The sequence below is a fragment of the Streptococcus sp. HMSC074B11 genome (assembly GCF_001808705.1).
Classification (GTDB): domain Bacteria; phylum Bacillota; class Bacilli; order Lactobacillales; family Streptococcaceae; genus Streptococcus.
This window is the reverse complement of the sequence record NZ_KV794299.1, coordinates 1-15,417: the sequence shown is the minus strand read 5'-3', so window position 1 is coordinate 15,417 and position 15,417 is coordinate 1. Positions and strand designations below refer to the sequence as shown.

Sequence of the window (15,417 nt, the reverse complement as noted above, 5' to 3'; positions counted from 1 at the left end):
AGAAACCAGTGACTCCAGAGAAACCAGTGATTCCAGAGAAACCAGTGACTCCAGAGAAATCAGTGACTCCAGAGAAACCAACCTCTGCTAAAGAAAATACTCCTCAGTTGCCAAATACTGGTACTGAAGATCATACTAGCTTAGCAGCACTTGGACTTCTTGGAGTAATGAGTGGATTTGGACTTGTAGCTCGTAAGAAAAAAGAAGATTAGTATCTTTAATATTCTAAAGGAATAGCTATTCCGTTTTAATAGAACTAATTTTCACTAGGATAAATCTGAGGGCTAAAAATCTACTATTTTAAGTTTAAAGTTTCTTTAATTAAATTCTTAAACTGAATAGGTACTAAAAGTGAACAAGACAAAATTCTGATTTTCAGAACCTATGTCTTGTTCGCTTTTTTTGTTATGAGCTCTACCTTTGTATTAAACTCTTTATTTATTGTATAATTGTTAGAATAGCTGTATATGGCATAAAGATTATTATATAAAAAATAAATAAACCACTTTATCATTGTTTTAGTTTTATACTTATTATTGAAAAGAATCGAACCGAATAAAGATTTTTAAGCATATTTTTGGTATAATAATACCTAGGAAAAACTAGAGAAAAGAAGGAGGTAGAGATGGAAAAGTATTTATCGGTTACAACTTTGACCAAGTATTTAAAAATGAAATTCGATAAAGACCCCTATTTGGAACGGGTATATTTAACTGGTCAAGTCTCTAACTTCCGTAAGCGTCCAACCCATCAGTATTTTTCTCTTAAAGATGACCGAGCGGTTATTCAGGCGACCATTTGGTCGGGTGTCTACCAACGTTTGGGATTTGACTTGGAAGAAGGGATGAAGATTAATGTCGTTGGTCGCGTCCAAGTCTATGAGCCAAGTGGAAGTTATTCGATTATTATTGAAAAAGCTGAACCAGATGGTGTTGGTGCCTTGGCTATCCAATTTGAACAGCTTAAGAAGAAACTGGCAGAAGAAGGTTTATTTCAAGAACGCTTTAAACAATCTTTACCACAATTTTCAAAAAAAATCGGTGTGGTGACCAGTCGAAGTGGTGCTGTTATTCAAGATATCATCACTACAGTCAGTAGACGTTTCCCTGGTGTGGAAATTGTCCTATATCCTACTAAAGTTCAAGGTGAGGGTGCTGCAGAGGAGATTGCTCGTAACATTGCGAGAGCCAATGAACGAGATGACTTAGATGTTCTGATTATCGGCCGTGGTGGTGGATCCATTGAAGATCTTTGGGCCTTTAACGAAGAAATTGTAGTTCGAGCAATTTTTGAATCTCGTTTACCGACTATTTCGAGTGTAGGTCATGAAACGGATGTCACTCTGGCTGATTTTGTGGCTGATAAGAGAGCGGCAACGCCGACAGCTGCTGCTGAACTCGCTACACCAGTAACAAAGTTAGACCTTCTGACCTATCTTCAGAATCAAGAAAAACGCATGACTACAGCGGTTAAGCATAGTTTGTCAAAGAAACAAGAAGCTTTGAGAATCCTCAGTCAATCGGTCATCTTCAGACAACCAGAGCGTTTATATGACGGTTATCTACAACGCTTAGATCAGTTACAGCTGCGACTGAAGCAAGGACTGAATGCCGAATTGGTTCGTAATCAACAAAAGGTGCAAGAACAAGTCCACCGTTTGGAACAATTATCACCAATCATCAAAATCCAGCGTTATCAGGATCGTATTTTCCAACTTCAAAAACTAATGCGAAGCCAGATGGCTGTGATCTATGATGCAAAAGTAGCAGAAGTAAAACGACTATCAGAAGCTCTCCTTATGCTAGATACTAGTCGAATTGTAGCCAGAGGTTATGCAATTGTCAAAAAAGGAGAAGTCGTAGTCGCTTCTGCGAAAGATTTGAAAGAAAATGACCAAGTATCACTGTTGATGCGGGACGGTCAAGTAGAATTAGAGGTAAGAGATGTCAAAACAAAAGAAATTTGAGGAAAATCTAGCAGAACTTGAAACGATTGTTCAAAGCTTAGAAAATGGTGAAATTGCTTTGGAAGATGCTATTGCTGCATTTCAAAAAGGAATGGTTCTTTCAAAAGAATTGCAAGCAACACTTGATAAAGCAGAAAAGACTTTGGTCAAGGTGATGCAAGAAGATGGAACAGAAAGTGAACTTGTATGAACAAGCAGGAAAAACTAGCATTGGTCGAGTCAGCTCTTGAAGATTTTTATGGCAACCAACAATTTGCGTCCAGTTTAAGAGAATCTGTTCTCTATTCCGTCCATGCTGGTGGTAAACGGATTCGTCCTTATTTACTTTTAGAAGTTTTGGACTCCTTGCAAGTGCCTATCACTCAGGAACATGCTCAAGTTGCAGCAGCGCTTGAGATGATTCACACTGGAAGTTTGATTCATGATGATCTTCCTGCTATGGATAATGATGATTATCGTCGGGGGCGTTTGACCAACCATAAGGTGTATGGTGAAGCTCTAGCTATTTTAGCAGGGGATGCGCTTTTTTTGGATCCCTATGCTTTAATTGCTCAAGCTGATTTACCAAGTCAAACCAAGGTTGATTTAATAGCTAATTTATCACTTGCTTCTGGAAGTATGGGGATGGTAGCTGGTCAAGTGTTAGATATGGAAGGTGAAGGTCAACAGTTAAGTCTAGAAGAACTTCAGACCATTCATGCTAATAAGACCGGTAAACTTTTAGCCTTTCCTTTCCAAGCGGCTGGAATCATTGCTGGATTGGATGAAAATCTTCAGAAGCAGCTTAAAACAGTTGGCGAGTTGATTGGCCTGGCTTTCCAAGTGAGAGATGATGTGCTTGATGTTACAGCAAGTTTTGAGGAAATCGGCAAGACACCCCAGAAAGATTTGCAAGCCGAAAAGTCAACCTATCCTGCCTTGTTGGGATTAGATCAGGCGATAGCGTTTTGCAATCAAACTTTGGATCAAGCTAATGCGAAACTCGAAGAGATTAGCCAAGTTGTGAGCTTTGACAAAGAACCAATTGTGAAAATAGTAGAAAGTTTGAGAATCAATGGCTAAGGAAAGAGTAGATGTACTAGCTTACAAACAAGGTTTATTTGAAACGAGAGAACAAGCCAAACGTGGTGTTATGGCAGGTTTGGTAGTCGCTGTTTTAAATGGTGAACGATTTGATAAACCAGGAGAAAAAATTCCTGATGATACAGAGTTGAAACTCAAGGGTGAGAAACTTAAGTATGTCAGTCGTGGTGGCTTGAAACTTGAGAAGGCGCTAGATATTTTTGATCTATCAGTTGAGGGACAAACGACCATTGATATCGGAGCTTCAACTGGAGGTTTTACGGATGTCATGTTGCAAAATGGTGCTAAACTAGTTTTTGCAGTTGATGTTGGTACTAACCAACTGGCATGGAAATTACGTCAAGACCCTCGTGTGGTTAGCATGGAACAGTTCAACTTCCGTTATGCTGAAAAGACCGACTTTGAACAGGAACCAAGTTTCGCAAGTATCGATGTCAGTTTTATTTCCTTAGGCCTTATTTTGCCGGCTTTGCACCGTGTTTTAGCTGATCAAGGTCAGGTTGTAGCTCTAGTTAAGCCTCAATTTGAGGCTGGTCGAGAACAGATTGGTAAAAATGGAATTATCAGAGATGCCAAAGTTCACCAAAATGTTTTAGAATCAGTTACTAAAATGGCAGTTGATGAAGGATTTTCAGTCTTAGGATTGGATTATTCTCCTATTCAAGGTGGTCATGGGAATATCGAGTTTTTAGCCTATTTGCGAAAAGAAAATCACGCAATCAATCAGGTTACTTCTGAAATAGAAAAAATAGTGGAGAAAGCACATAGAGAATTTAAAGATGAATAAAAAAGAGAGACTTGAGAAGATTAGAAGATTTGTTACAGATTATCAAATCGGCACACAGGAAGAAATCGTTGAACACTTGAGAGAAGCAGGTATCTCTGCTACTCAAGCAACAGTCTCCCGAGATATTAAAGAATTGGGTATTGTAAAAATTCCATTGAAAGACAATACTTACATTTATGAATTACCAAAATCAATCGTTAGAAGCTTGCAATTGGCAGAAAATAATATTATTCATGCTGAACGCATGGGATATATGATCAATTTGCAAATCATTCCAGGAAATACTATTTTCGTCAAGAGTCAGTTGATGACTGTTTTTTCTGACCAAATTTTTAGCTGTATTACTGATGATAATTCCATCTTGATGGTATTGAGAAGTGAAGAAACAGCCAAGGATATTTTTGAGCAAGTTAAAAATTGGTAGGATTATATGTTACTGGAAATTTCGATTAAAAATTTTGCTATCATCGAATCAATTTCTTTGAACTTTGAACAAGGGATGACAGTTTTAACTGGTGAAACAGGTGCGGGTAAATCAATCATTATTGACGCTATGAATATGATGTTAGGAGCTCGAGCTACAACAGAAGTCATTCGTCATGAGGCTCCAAAAGCGGAAATTGAAGGTCTTTTTTCAATTGAAAGTAATCGTGCGCTAGAAGAAATTTTTGATGAACAAGGATTAGAATTGAGTGATGAAATCATTATTCGTCGCGAAATTTTACAAAACGGTCGGAGCATCAGTCGTGTCAATGGACAGATGGTTAATCTTTCAGTATTAAGGACGATTGGTCAACAGCTTGTTGATATCCATGGTCAACATGACCAAGAGGAGTTAATGCGCCCACATCGACATATCCAGATGTTGGATGAGTTTGGGGATGCCTCTTTCTTTGAATTAAAAGAAGCCTATCAGACGAGCTTCGATAATTACCGCCGTATGCGCAAGCAAGTACTTGACATCAAAAAAAATCAGCAGGAACACAAGGCTCGAATTGAAATGTTGGAATTTCAGATGGCTGAGATTGAAGCAGCTAATTTGAAAGCGGGTGAAGATATTGCCCTTAATCAAGAAAGAGACAAACTTCTTAACCATAAACATATCGCCGATACTTTAACAAATGCTTATAGTATGCTTGATAATGAAGAATTTTCAAGCCTTGCAAATGTTCGTTCGGCCATGAATGATATGGAAAGTCTTGAAGAGTTTGATCCAGAGTATCGTGAGATTTCAAACTCCCTTTCTGAATCCTATTATGTTCTAGAAGATATCACCAAGCGCTTGGAATCCATTATTGATGATTTAGATTTTGATGGTAATCGTTTGATGCAGGTTGAAAGCCGACTAGATTTAATTCACACCATTACCCGTAAGTATGGTGGTAGTGTGGATGATGTCCTTGAATACTTTGCCAAGATTACAGATGAATACAATCTTCTAACAGGAAATAATCTATCTTCTGAAGATATGGAAATCGAACTCAAGAAACTTGAAAAAAATCTTGTGGATCTAGCGGGTCAAGTTGCTCAAGCTCGCCATAAAATAGCGCAGGACTTAGAAGCTGAAATCAAGCAAGAATTGCAAGACCTATACATGGAGAAAGCACAATTTCAAGTTCGTTTTAGTCAAGGAAAATTCAGTCGCGAAGGTAATGAGAGTGTTGAATTTTACATTTCAACCAACCCTGGAGAAGATTTTAAACCATTAGTAAAAGTAGCTTCTGGAGGAGAATTGTCTCGTTTGATGTTGGCTATCAAGTCCGCTTTTTCTCGTAAGGAAGGCAAGACCAGTATCGTCTTTGATGAGGTGGATACGGGAGTCTCAGGGCGTGTAGCTCAAGCCATCGCACAAAAAATTCACAAAATTGGACAGCACGGTCAAGTATTAGCTATTTCTCACCTTCCGCAAGTTATTGCGATTGCAGATTATCAGTTCTTCATCGAAAAGATTAGCAATGAACATTCGACTGTTTCAACAGTTCGCTTGCTAACAGTTGAAGAAAGGATTGAAGAAGTCGCTAAGATGTTGGCTGGGGAGAATGTGACAGAAGCAGCATTGACTCAAGCGAGAGAATTATTACAAAGTAAGGAGAAATAAATGACAGACTATTATGTAATTGGTGATGTCCACGGAAAAGCTGGAATGTTAGAAGACTTACTTAAAACATGGGATGGCAAGACTCAATTGCTCTTTCTTGGAGATTTGATTGATAGAGGAGAAGATAGCCGCCGTGTTCTTGAAATGGTCAAGGATTTAGTAGATAACCAAGGAGCTATCTGCTTATCAGGAAACCACGAGTATATGTTTTTAACTTGGTTAGATAATCCTGAAGAAAGCTATGACCACTATCGTCGTAATGGTGGAGATACAACTATTAATTCTATTCTAGGTCGCCCATTGGATGCACCAGTAGATGGTGTAGCAGATGCGAAGCGTGTCGAGACTGAAGCAGCCGAGTTAGTGGAGTTTATTCGTCAGATGCCTTTTGTCATTGAAACAGATAAGTATATCTTTGTTCATGCCGGTATTGATTTGACTTTGGAGGATTGGCATGATACTACTGACTATAAGAAGGTATGGCTCAGAAAACCATTCCACGAAGCAGCCAATCATACTGGAAAAACCATTGTCTTTGGACATACACCAGTCTATGGTTTGTTGGATCAAAAACCTGGTACATCTGAACTTTGGATGACAGAAGACGGTAAGATTGGAATGGATGGAGGAGCTGTTTACGGTGGTGTCCTTCACGGTATTGTCTTTACCGACCAAGGTATGACTGAGCACTATTTCATCGAAAATGATGGCTTTGTTGCTGAAGATTAGTACTCCTAACAGGGTATGGTCTTGTCAAAATGTTAAAAACAATTTATAATTAATAGATACCCTGAAAGGAAGAGAATGATGAACTTAGAAGAATTGAAAAAACGACAGGAGAAGATTCGTAACTTCTCTATTATCGCCCATATTGACCATGGAAAGTCAACACTAGCAGACCGTATTTTGGAAAAGACAGAGACAGTTTCCAGTCGTGAAATGCAGGCCCAACTTCTTGATAGTATGGATTTAGAGCGTGAGCGTGGAATTACTATCAAGCTTAATGCTATCGAGCTTAATTATACGGCTAAAGATGGTGAGACTTATATCTTCCACTTGATTGACACACCAGGACACGTGGACTTTACCTATGAGGTTTCACGTTCCCTAGCTGCCTGTGAAGGTGCTATTTTGGTCGTTGATGCTGCCCAAGGGATTGAGGCTCAAACACTGGCAAACGTCTATCTTGCTTTGGATAATGATTTGGAAATCCTTCCAGTTATCAATAAAATTGACCTACCAGCAGCAGATCCAGAGCGCGTGCGAACAGAAATTGAAGATGTCATTGGTCTAGACGCTAGCGAAGCAGTATTGGCTTCAGCTAAGGCGGGTATTGGTATCGAAGAAATTCTCGAGCAAATCGTAGAAAAAGTTCCAGCACCAACTGGTGACGTGTCAGCACCATTGAAAGCCTTGATTTTCGACTCAGTATACGATGCCTATCGTGGAGTTATCCTCCAAGTTCGTGTCATGGATGGAGTAGTCAAACCTGGTGATAAGATTCAGCTCATGAGCAATGGTAAGACTTTTGATGTGACTGAAGTCGGAATCTTCACACCTAAAGCTGTAGGACGAGACTTCCTTGCGACAGGTGACGTTGGTTATATCGCGGCTTCTATCAAGACTGTTCAGGACACACGTGTCGGTGATACAGTAACCTTGGCGACAAATCCAGCGACCGAACCACTTTCAGGATACAAGCAGATGAATCCGATGGTTTTTGCAGGCCTCTATCCAATCGAGTCAAATAAATACAACGACCTTCGTGAAGCTCTTGAAAAATTGCAACTGAATGATGCTAGCTTGCAGTTTGAGCCAGAAACATCCCAGGCTCTTGGATTTGGTTTCCGTTGTGGTTTCCTTGGTCTTCTTCATATGGATGTTATTCAGGAACGTTTGGAACGTGAGTTTAACATCGACCTTATTATGACTGCACCATCTGTTATCTACAAGGTTAATCAGACTGATGGTGAGTCTATGGATGTTTCTAACCCATCCGAGTTCCCAGATCCTACAAAGATTGCAACTATCGAAGAACCTTATGTTAAGGCACAAATCATGGTACCGCAAGAATTCGTTGGAGCAGTGATGGAATTAGCTCAGCGCAAACGTGGTGATTTTGTGACCATGGATTATATCGATGACAATCGTGTTAATGTTATCTATCAAATCCCACTAGCTGAGATTGTCTTTGACTTCTTTGATAAGCTCAAATCTTCAACACGTGGTTATGCAAGTTTTGATTACGAATTGTCAGAGTATCGTCCATCTAAGCTGGTGAAAATGGATATCCTTCTTAATGGTGATAAGGTGGATGCTCTTAGCTTTATCGTTCACAAGGACTTTGCCTACGAACGTGGGAAACTCATCGTTGATAAGCTCAAGAAAATCATTCCTCGTCAACAATTTGAAGTTCCGATCCAAGCAGCTATTGGGCACAAGATTGTCGCGCGTACAGATATTAAAGCTCTTCGTAAAAACGTACTTGCTAAATGTTACGGTGGTGACGTTTCTCGTAAACGTAAACTCCTTGAAAAACAAAAAGCTGGTAAGAAACGCATGAAAGCCATCGGTTCAGTAGAAGTCCCACAAGAAGCCTTTCTCAGCGTATTGAGCATGGATGAAGAATAGTCGCTATGTGAGAATAGCATAGATTGTAATAAATCGATCAGTTGATTTAGATTGAAGAAAAGTCCATTTTGGACAATTTTCTTCAATCTTTTTCTTTGTTTTCAATCACTCAGTTGATTTTGTAAAGTGCCAAAATACAGTAATTTTTTGACACTTTTCCCTTCATACTTTAAAATAGAAGTGAAAGGAGAGTTATCATGAAAAAAATAATAACTTTATCTACACTTTTACTTTGTAGTCTTAGTCTAATTGCTTGTAGCAAATCAGAGAAGACAAATGAGGTAAAGACAGAAGCCTCTTCTAGTGTTCAGGAAGCTTCAAGTCAAGAGCCTAGTTCATCGCAAAAACAGACGGAAGAGACGCAAGTAGTGGGTTCAGATGATTATGGCTATGTAAAAATTCCTAAATCATGGGTTCATTTCAAAGAAATTGAAGGTGGAGATGACATTCAGTACTGTGATGGGACGGATGTCAATATTGTAACTCTCAATACCTTTAAACCTGAGCAGTTTGGTATTAGTGAAAGTGAGTACGCTGCGCTTGAAACTGTTCAAATCTCAACTAGTATTTATGAATCTAAACAGAAAAGTCAAGACTTTTCCAAGGTATGGGGGTCAAAATCAACTATCGGTGGATATGAGGCCTATGTAGTAAACTGTATTGCTAAGAATGGTAAATATCTAATTATCTGGGTATTTAAATCAGATGATGGGAAGTTTAGATATGTTTCTCTGGAAGGTGTTCCAGAGGTATTAAAAAATCTCCTTCCAATGGTGGAAGAAAGTTGGACCAATAAAAAGAGTTAACATCGTGAAAACAGGAGTCATTCCTGTTTTTTTTATTATACTTATTAAGAAAATTATAAAAATATGTTTGAAATCATTAAATGTTTAATTCGTAAACAAAAAAAATAAAAATCAAACAAAATACAACAAAAAAACATTGACAACGGTTTCATATAGTGTTATACTTGTACCATAAAAGTTAAATATGAAGGGAGAAGGTCATGGGATTAGATCATTTCTTTGACAAAGACTTAGTCTTTTGCTTAGAAGCAGATAATCAAGAGCAACTTTTCGATCAAGTTGCAACCCTACTGGAAGAAAAGAAAGTTGTTACAGAGACCTATCGATCGGCCTTGATTGAACGTGAAAAATCGTTCCCAACTGGTTTGGATATGGAGTTTTTAGGGAAGGATTTGCCTAACGTAGCTATCCCTCATACTGATACAATTCATAATCTAACTGAAAATGTTGTCGTGGTTCGTCTGGAAAAACCAGTAACATTCCACAATATGATCGCTCCTGATAAGGAAGTAGAAGTTTCATTGTTGTTCTTTATCATCAACAATTCAAGCTCAAGTCAAACAAATATTCTTGCGCAGTTGATGGACTTCTTTACAGGCAATGGTCATCTTGAAGCGCTGTCTAAGATTACGGAACCTGAAGCTTTGTTCCAATATATCTCAGAAGCGACTGCTTAATTTGTTAATAATTTTTTTATAAAAACGGAGGAAATCCAAATGATTAAAATTCTTGCTGCTTGTGGTGCAGGTGTTAACTCAAGCCACCAAATTAAAAGTGCTCTTGAAGAAGAACTTTCTAACCGTGGGTACGATGTTCAATGTGATGCTGTTATGGTAAAAGATGTCAATGAAGACTTGATTAAAGGTTATGATATCTTCACACCAATCGCTGCTACTGATTTAGGTTTTGAACCAGGTATTCCAGTCGTTGAAGCAGGACCAATCTTGTTCCGTATTCCAGCTATGAGCGCTCCAGTTTATGACAATATTGAAGCAGCTATCAAAGAACATGGTCTAAGTTAATTATTAATTTGTAAATATTCCATAAAAATAAAGGGAGGAAAATTATGGATATCATTATCGAACTAGCCAATAAGCTGTTCAAACCTATCTTGGAAATGGGTGGACCGATCATCATGCTGATCATTTTGACATTATTGGCTCTACTTTTTGGAGTGAAATTCTCCAAAGCGCTTGAAGGTGGTATCAAACTTGCCATCGCTCTTACTGGTATCGGTGCTATCATCGGTATGTTAAATGGTGCTTTCTCAGCGTCTCTTGCAAAATTCGTTGAAAACACTGGTATTCAATTGAATATTACCGACGTTGGTTGGGCACCACTTGCTACAATCACTTGGGGTTCAGCTTGGACACTTTACTTCTTGCTTGTGATGTTGATCGTCAACATTGTAATGCTTGCAATGAAGAAAACTGATACACTTGACGTCGATATCTTTGATATCTGGCACTTGTCTATCACAGGTCTTTTGATCAAATGGTACGCTGACAACAATGGAGTTAGCCAAGGAGTTTCACTCTTCATCGCGACTGCAGCAGTTGTTCTTGTTGGGGTTCTTAAAATCATCAACTCTGACTTGATGAAACCAACATTTGATGACCTTCTTAACGCACCAAGTTCATCACCAATGACTTCAACTCACATGAACTACATGATGAACCCAGTTATCATGGTTTTGGATAAGATTTTTGATAAACTCTTCCCAGGTCTTGATAAATACGACTTTGACGCTGCTAAATTGAATAAACGAATCGGTTTCTGGGGATCTAAATTCTTCATCGGTTTCATCCTTGGTATCGTTATCGGTTTGATGGGAACTCCACATCCAGTTCCTGGTGTTGAAGGTGCTGATAAATGGGAACTTGTTATTAAAGGTTGGTTGTCACTTGGTTTGACTGCCGGTGTCTGCTTGGAGCTCTTCTCATTGATCGGTTCATGGTTTATCGCAGCCGTAGAACCACTTTCACAAGGTATTACAAACGTTGCTACTAAACGTCTTCAAGGACGTAAATTCAACATCGGTCTTGACTGGCCATTTATCGCTGGTCGTGCTGAAATCTGGGCTTGTGCCAACGTACTTGCACCAATCATGTTGGTTGAAGCAGTGCTTCTTTCAAATGTCGGAAATGGTATCTTGCCACTTGCTGGTATCATCGCAATGGGTGTAACTCCAGCTCTCTTGGTAGTTACTCGTGGTAAATTGCTCCGTATGATTATCTTTGGAACACTCTTGTTGCCACTCTTCCTTCTTTCAGGTACACTTATCGCACCATTCGCAACTGAACTTGCTAAAGGTGTAGGTGCCTTCCCAGAAGGTGTAAGCCAAACTCAATTGATTACTCACTCAACTCTTGAAGGACCAATCGAAAAACTATTTGGTTGGGCAATTGGTAATGCTACAACTGGTGATATCAAAGCTATCCTTGGCGCATTAGTATTCCTAGTATTCTACGTTGGTATCTTTGCATGGTACAGAAAACAAATGATCAAACGTAATGAAGAATACGCAGCAAACGCAAAATAATTCGCTCCTAAAAATGTAAATTGTAAAAACTAGGTTGTCAGTTTCCAAATCTGGAGTCGACAGCCTAGTTTTTTTAGGCCTTAAATAAATGGAGGTAATTCTAATGATTGAATTAAAAACAGAACAGTTAAGTGTACAGTTTCAAACTTTTGGTGGTGCACTTTCTTCGATAAAAGACAAAGATGGAATTGAGTATTTGTGGCAGGGAGATCCAACTTACTGGAGTGGACAAGCACCTGTTTTATTTCCAATCTGTGGATCCGTTAGAAATGATACTGTCTTGTATGATCAAGAAGATGGTAGTCAAGTAAAAGGTAAAATTCCACGTCATGGATTGGTTCGAAAAAAAGAATTTGAATTAGTAGAACAAACAGAGAATTCTGTCACCTTTGCTATCGAAGATGACCAAGAAATGTATGAGAATTATCCCTATCATTTTCGACTAGAAATAACTTATACTGTTACTGGAAAGACTATTCGAACACAGTATCAAGTTACCAATAAGGAAATAGATAAGAAAATGCCATATTTTATTGGTGGACATCCAGGCTTTAACTGTCCTTTATTTGATGATGAAGCCTATGAAGATTACTATCTTGAATTTGAAAAATCTGAATCTTGCACGGTGCCAAAACCATTTCCGGAAACAGGGATGTTAGATTTTCAAGATAGAAGTAACTGGTTAAAAGACCAAAAAGAATTGGATCTAAACTATGATTTCTTTAGCTATGATGCTGTGACTTTAGATGCATTAGCCTCTCGCTCTGTTTCCTTACGGTCACGTAAGCATGATAAGGGATTAAAACTAGACTTTAAAGAGTTTCCAAACCTCATCGTTTGGTCAACGCTTAATAAAGGTCCTTTCCTTGCTCTGGAACCTTGGTCAGGTTTGTCAACTTCACTCGAAGAGGGCGATCATCTAGAAGATAAGAAAAATGTTCGAATCTTAAATCCAGCTCAAAGTGATCAAATTGGTTTTGATATAGAAATTTTCTAAAAAATAAACAAAAACAAACATAAACTGTTGACTTTTTTAAACAATAGTAGTATATTATGTTTAGAAAGAACAATTTGTGTTTGTTTTGACAAGTTATTCTTCCAATTTCTCCAAGGAGAAGTTACTAAGAGTGAATAGATGATTCATTCTTAATCTAAAATAGTCAACAAAACTACTAGTAACTATTTGGTGATGGTCATTTTCTTTCCAGACACAAAAAATTTTTACTGGTCTATTATAAAAAAGGAGTATACAATATGTCTATTGTTATTGGTGCAGATGCTGCAGGTTTGAGATTGAAAGAAGTCGTTAAAGATTTCTTGGAAAAAGAAAACTTCCACGTTGTGGATGTTACAGCTGAAGGTCAAGACTTCGTTGATGTAACTCTTGCAGTTGCTGAAGAAGTTAAAAAAGAAGAACAAAACCTTGGTATTGTCATTGATGCTTATGGTGCAGGTCCATTTATGGTTGCAACTAAAATCAAAGGAATGGTTGCTGCAGAAGTCTCTGACGAACGTTCAGCTTATATGACTCGTGGTCACAACAACTCACGTATGATTACTATGGGTGCTCAACTTGTTGGTGACGAATTGGCTAAGAACATCGCTAAAGGCTTTGTAAATGGTAAGTATGACGGCGGTCGTCACCAAATCAGGGTCGACATGTTGAACAAAATGTGCTAATACTCTTCAAAAATCAAGATAATCTGTCGTCAGCTCACTTTAGCTAACCTCAGTTATGCTCGCAGCTCGCTTCCTAAGCTAATCTTGATTTTTCTTGAGTAAGGATAAATGATATTTGATTTATATAATTAATCGGAGGGAATAACTAATGAGAATTGCAATTGGATGTGACCACATCGTAACTAATGAAAAAATGGCGGTTTCAGAATTTTTGAAATCAAAAGGACATGAAGTCATCGACTTTGGTACTTATGATCACGCTCGTACACACTACCCAATCTTTGGTAAAAAAGTTGGTGAAGCAGTAGTTAGTGGCCAAGCTGATCTTGGTGTATGTATCTGTGGTACTGGTGTAGGTATCAATAACGCTGTTAACAAGGTTCCAGGTGTTCGTTCTGCTTTGGTTCGTGATATGACAACGGCTCTTTATGCAAAAGAACAATTGAATGCCAACGTTATCGGATTTGGTGGTAAAATCACTGGTGAGTTGCTCATGTGTGATATCATTGAAGCATTCATCAATGCTGAATACAAACCATCTGAAGAAAACAAAAAATTGATCGCTAAAATCCAACACGTTGAAACTCATAACGATCATCAAACTGATGCCAACTTCTTTACAGAGTTCCTTGAAAAATGGGATCGTGGTGAATACCACGACTAAGAGGTGACTTATGATTTTAACAGTCACAATGAACCCATCCATTGATATTTCCTATCCTTTGGATGAATTAAAAATTGACACTGTCAACCGTGTTGTCGATGTTACGAAAACGGCTGGCGGTAAAGGTCTTAACGTTACACGTGTCCTATCAGAATTTGGTGACTCCGTAGTCGCAACAGGACTTGTCGGTGGTAAACTTGGTGATTTTTTAGTAGAAAATATTGATGATAAAGTAAGCAAACGTTTCTTCTCGATTCAAGGTGAAACCCGTAACTGTATCGCAATTCTACATGGAGAAAACCAAACAGAAATCCTAGAAAAAGGTCCTGAAGTTCAAGAAAAAGAAGGTCAAGATTTCTTGGCTCATTTCAAAGAACTTTTAGAGACTGTAGAGGTAGTGGCCATTTCAGGTAGTCTACCAGCAGGACTTCCAGTGGATTATTATGCTAGTCTGGTTGAACTTGCTAACCAAGCTGGTAAACCTGTTGTCTTGGACTGTTCAGGAGCTTCACTTCAGGCAGTTCTTGAATCTTCACATAAACCAACAGTTATCAAACCAAATAATGAAGAATTGTCTCAGCTTTTAGGAAGAGAAATTTCTAAAGACTTGGATGAATTAAAAGAGGTTCTTCAAGAACCCCTATTTGAAGGAATTGAGTGGATCATCGTTTCTTTAGGTGCTAATGGTGCCTTTGCTAAGCACGGGGACACTTTCTATAAAGTAGATATTCCAAGAATCCAAGTTGTAAATCCAGTTGGCTCAGGTGATTCAACAGTTGCAGGTATTGCTTCAGGATTGTTCCATAAAGAATCTGATCAAGAACTGTTGATCAAGGCGAATGTCCTTGGTATGCTAAATGCACAAGAAAAAATAACTGGTCATGTCAATATGGCTAACTATCAAGGTCTATATGACCAATTAATTGTAAAAGAGGTATAAAATGGTTTTAACAGAAAATAAACGCGCTTGTATGCAAAAACTCTCTAATGAGAATGGTATCATCTCAGCTCTCGCCTTTGACCAACGTGGTGCTTTGAAACGCCTTATGGCTCAATACCAAACAGAAGAGCCAACAGTAGCTCAAATGGAAGAATTGAAAGTTCTTGTAGCAGATGAATTGACAAAATATGCTTCATCTATGCTTCTTGACCCTGAATAC

17 protein-coding genes and 1 pseudogene are annotated in these 15,417 nt (G+C 38.4%); all 18 read left to right on the top strand.

All coding sequences use genetic code 11. The features are described 5' to 3' along the window. Window positions 1-212, top strand: a 212-nt coding sequence (locus HMPREF2619_RS08750) for an LPXTG cell wall anchor domain-containing protein (RefSeq protein WP_148130391.1), incomplete at its 5' end; no start/stop codon positions are given. Between the two features lie 413 nt (window positions 213-625). After that, on the top strand, window positions 626-1,966 hold the full coding sequence (gene xseA, locus HMPREF2619_RS08745) for an exodeoxyribonuclease VII large subunit (RefSeq protein WP_070460757.1): 1,341 nt from the start codon (window positions 626-628) through the stop codon (window positions 1,964-1,966). Continuing rightward, window positions 1,944-2,156: an exodeoxyribonuclease VII small subunit gene (locus HMPREF2619_RS08740; RefSeq protein ID WP_016465776.1), complete on the top strand. Its 213-nt coding sequence runs from the start codon at window positions 1,944-1,946 to the stop codon at window positions 2,154-2,156. The genes xseA and HMPREF2619_RS08740 overlap by 23 nt, the downstream gene beginning before the upstream one ends. After that, a complete protein-coding gene (locus HMPREF2619_RS08735; RefSeq protein ID WP_070460756.1) occupies window positions 2,153-3,028 on the top strand; it encodes a polyprenyl synthetase family protein in 876 nt (291 codons plus the stop codon). Before HMPREF2619_RS08740 ends, HMPREF2619_RS08735 begins: the two co-directional genes overlap by 4 nt. Then, window positions 3,021-3,836: a TlyA family RNA methyltransferase gene (locus tag HMPREF2619_RS08730; RefSeq protein WP_070460754.1), complete on the top strand. Its 816-nt coding sequence runs from the start codon at window positions 3,021-3,023 to the stop codon at window positions 3,834-3,836. Before HMPREF2619_RS08735 ends, HMPREF2619_RS08730 begins: the two co-directional genes overlap by 8 nt. Next, the gene (locus HMPREF2619_RS08725; RefSeq protein ID WP_070460753.1) at window positions 3,829-4,260 is read left to right on the top strand and encodes an arginine repressor; all 432 of its coding nucleotides are present in this window, start codon (window positions 3,829-3,831) and stop codon (window positions 4,258-4,260) included. Before HMPREF2619_RS08730 ends, HMPREF2619_RS08725 begins: the two co-directional genes overlap by 8 nt. 6 nt (window positions 4,261-4,266) lie before the next feature. Continuing rightward, a complete protein-coding gene (gene recN, locus HMPREF2619_RS08720; protein ID WP_070460751.1) occupies window positions 4,267-5,934 on the top strand; it encodes a DNA repair protein RecN in 1,668 nt (555 codons plus the stop codon). After that, a complete protein-coding gene (locus tag HMPREF2619_RS08715; protein ID WP_070460748.1) occupies window positions 5,935-6,663 on the top strand; it encodes a metallophosphoesterase family protein in 729 nt (242 codons plus the stop codon). It abuts the gene before it with no gap. A gap of 78 nt (window positions 6,664-6,741) precedes the next feature. Beyond that, the gene (gene lepA, locus HMPREF2619_RS08710) at window positions 6,742-8,565 is read left to right on the top strand and encodes a translation elongation factor 4 (protein WP_049510208.1); all 1,824 of its coding nucleotides are present in this window, start codon (window positions 6,742-6,744) and stop codon (window positions 8,563-8,565) included. Between the two features lie 197 nt (window positions 8,566-8,762). Continuing rightward, window positions 8,763-9,371, top strand: a complete 609-nt coding sequence (locus HMPREF2619_RS08705; RefSeq protein ID WP_070460745.1) for a hypothetical protein — start codon at window positions 8,763-8,765, stop codon at window positions 9,369-9,371. A 200-nt stretch (window positions 9,372-9,571) separates the two neighbouring features. Then, window positions 9,572-10,048 (top strand): PTS sugar transporter subunit IIA, encoded by a 477-nt coding sequence (locus HMPREF2619_RS08700; protein WP_000521965.1) that lies wholly within the window; start codon window positions 9,572-9,574, stop codon window positions 10,046-10,048. A gap of 39 nt (window positions 10,049-10,087) precedes the next feature. Continuing rightward, complete coding sequence (locus HMPREF2619_RS08695) at window positions 10,088-10,393, top strand: PTS sugar transporter subunit IIB (protein ID WP_000590576.1); 306 nt, start codon at window positions 10,088-10,090, stop codon at window positions 10,391-10,393. A gap of 44 nt (window positions 10,394-10,437) precedes the next feature. Next, window positions 10,438-11,913: a PTS galactitol transporter subunit IIC gene (locus HMPREF2619_RS08690; protein WP_045763399.1), complete on the top strand. Its 1,476-nt coding sequence runs from the start codon at window positions 10,438-10,440 to the stop codon at window positions 11,911-11,913. A gap of 103 nt (window positions 11,914-12,016) precedes the next feature. Further along, a complete protein-coding gene (locus tag HMPREF2619_RS10990; RefSeq protein WP_186821505.1) occupies window positions 12,017-12,910 on the top strand; it encodes an aldose 1-epimerase family protein in 894 nt (297 codons plus the stop codon). Window positions 12,911-13,167: 257 nt separating this feature from the next. Then, window positions 13,168-13,593, top strand: a complete 426-nt coding sequence (lacA, locus tag HMPREF2619_RS08680) for a galactose-6-phosphate isomerase subunit LacA (RefSeq protein ID WP_000029280.1) — start codon at window positions 13,168-13,170, stop codon at window positions 13,591-13,593. Window positions 13,594-13,741: 148 nt separating this feature from the next. Next, entirely contained in the window at window positions 13,742-14,257 is a 516-nt protein-coding gene (lacB, locus tag HMPREF2619_RS08675) for a galactose-6-phosphate isomerase subunit LacB (protein ID WP_001216925.1), read from the top strand. A gap of 10 nt (window positions 14,258-14,267) precedes the next feature. Next, on the top strand, window positions 14,268-15,197 hold the full coding sequence (locus tag HMPREF2619_RS08670) for a tagatose-6-phosphate kinase (protein WP_070460744.1): 930 nt from the start codon (window positions 14,268-14,270) through the stop codon (window positions 15,195-15,197). Between the two features lies 1 nt (window position 15,198). Further along, window positions 15,199-15,417, top strand: a pseudogene (locus HMPREF2619_RS08665) (tagatose-bisphosphate aldolase); the annotation flags it as partial.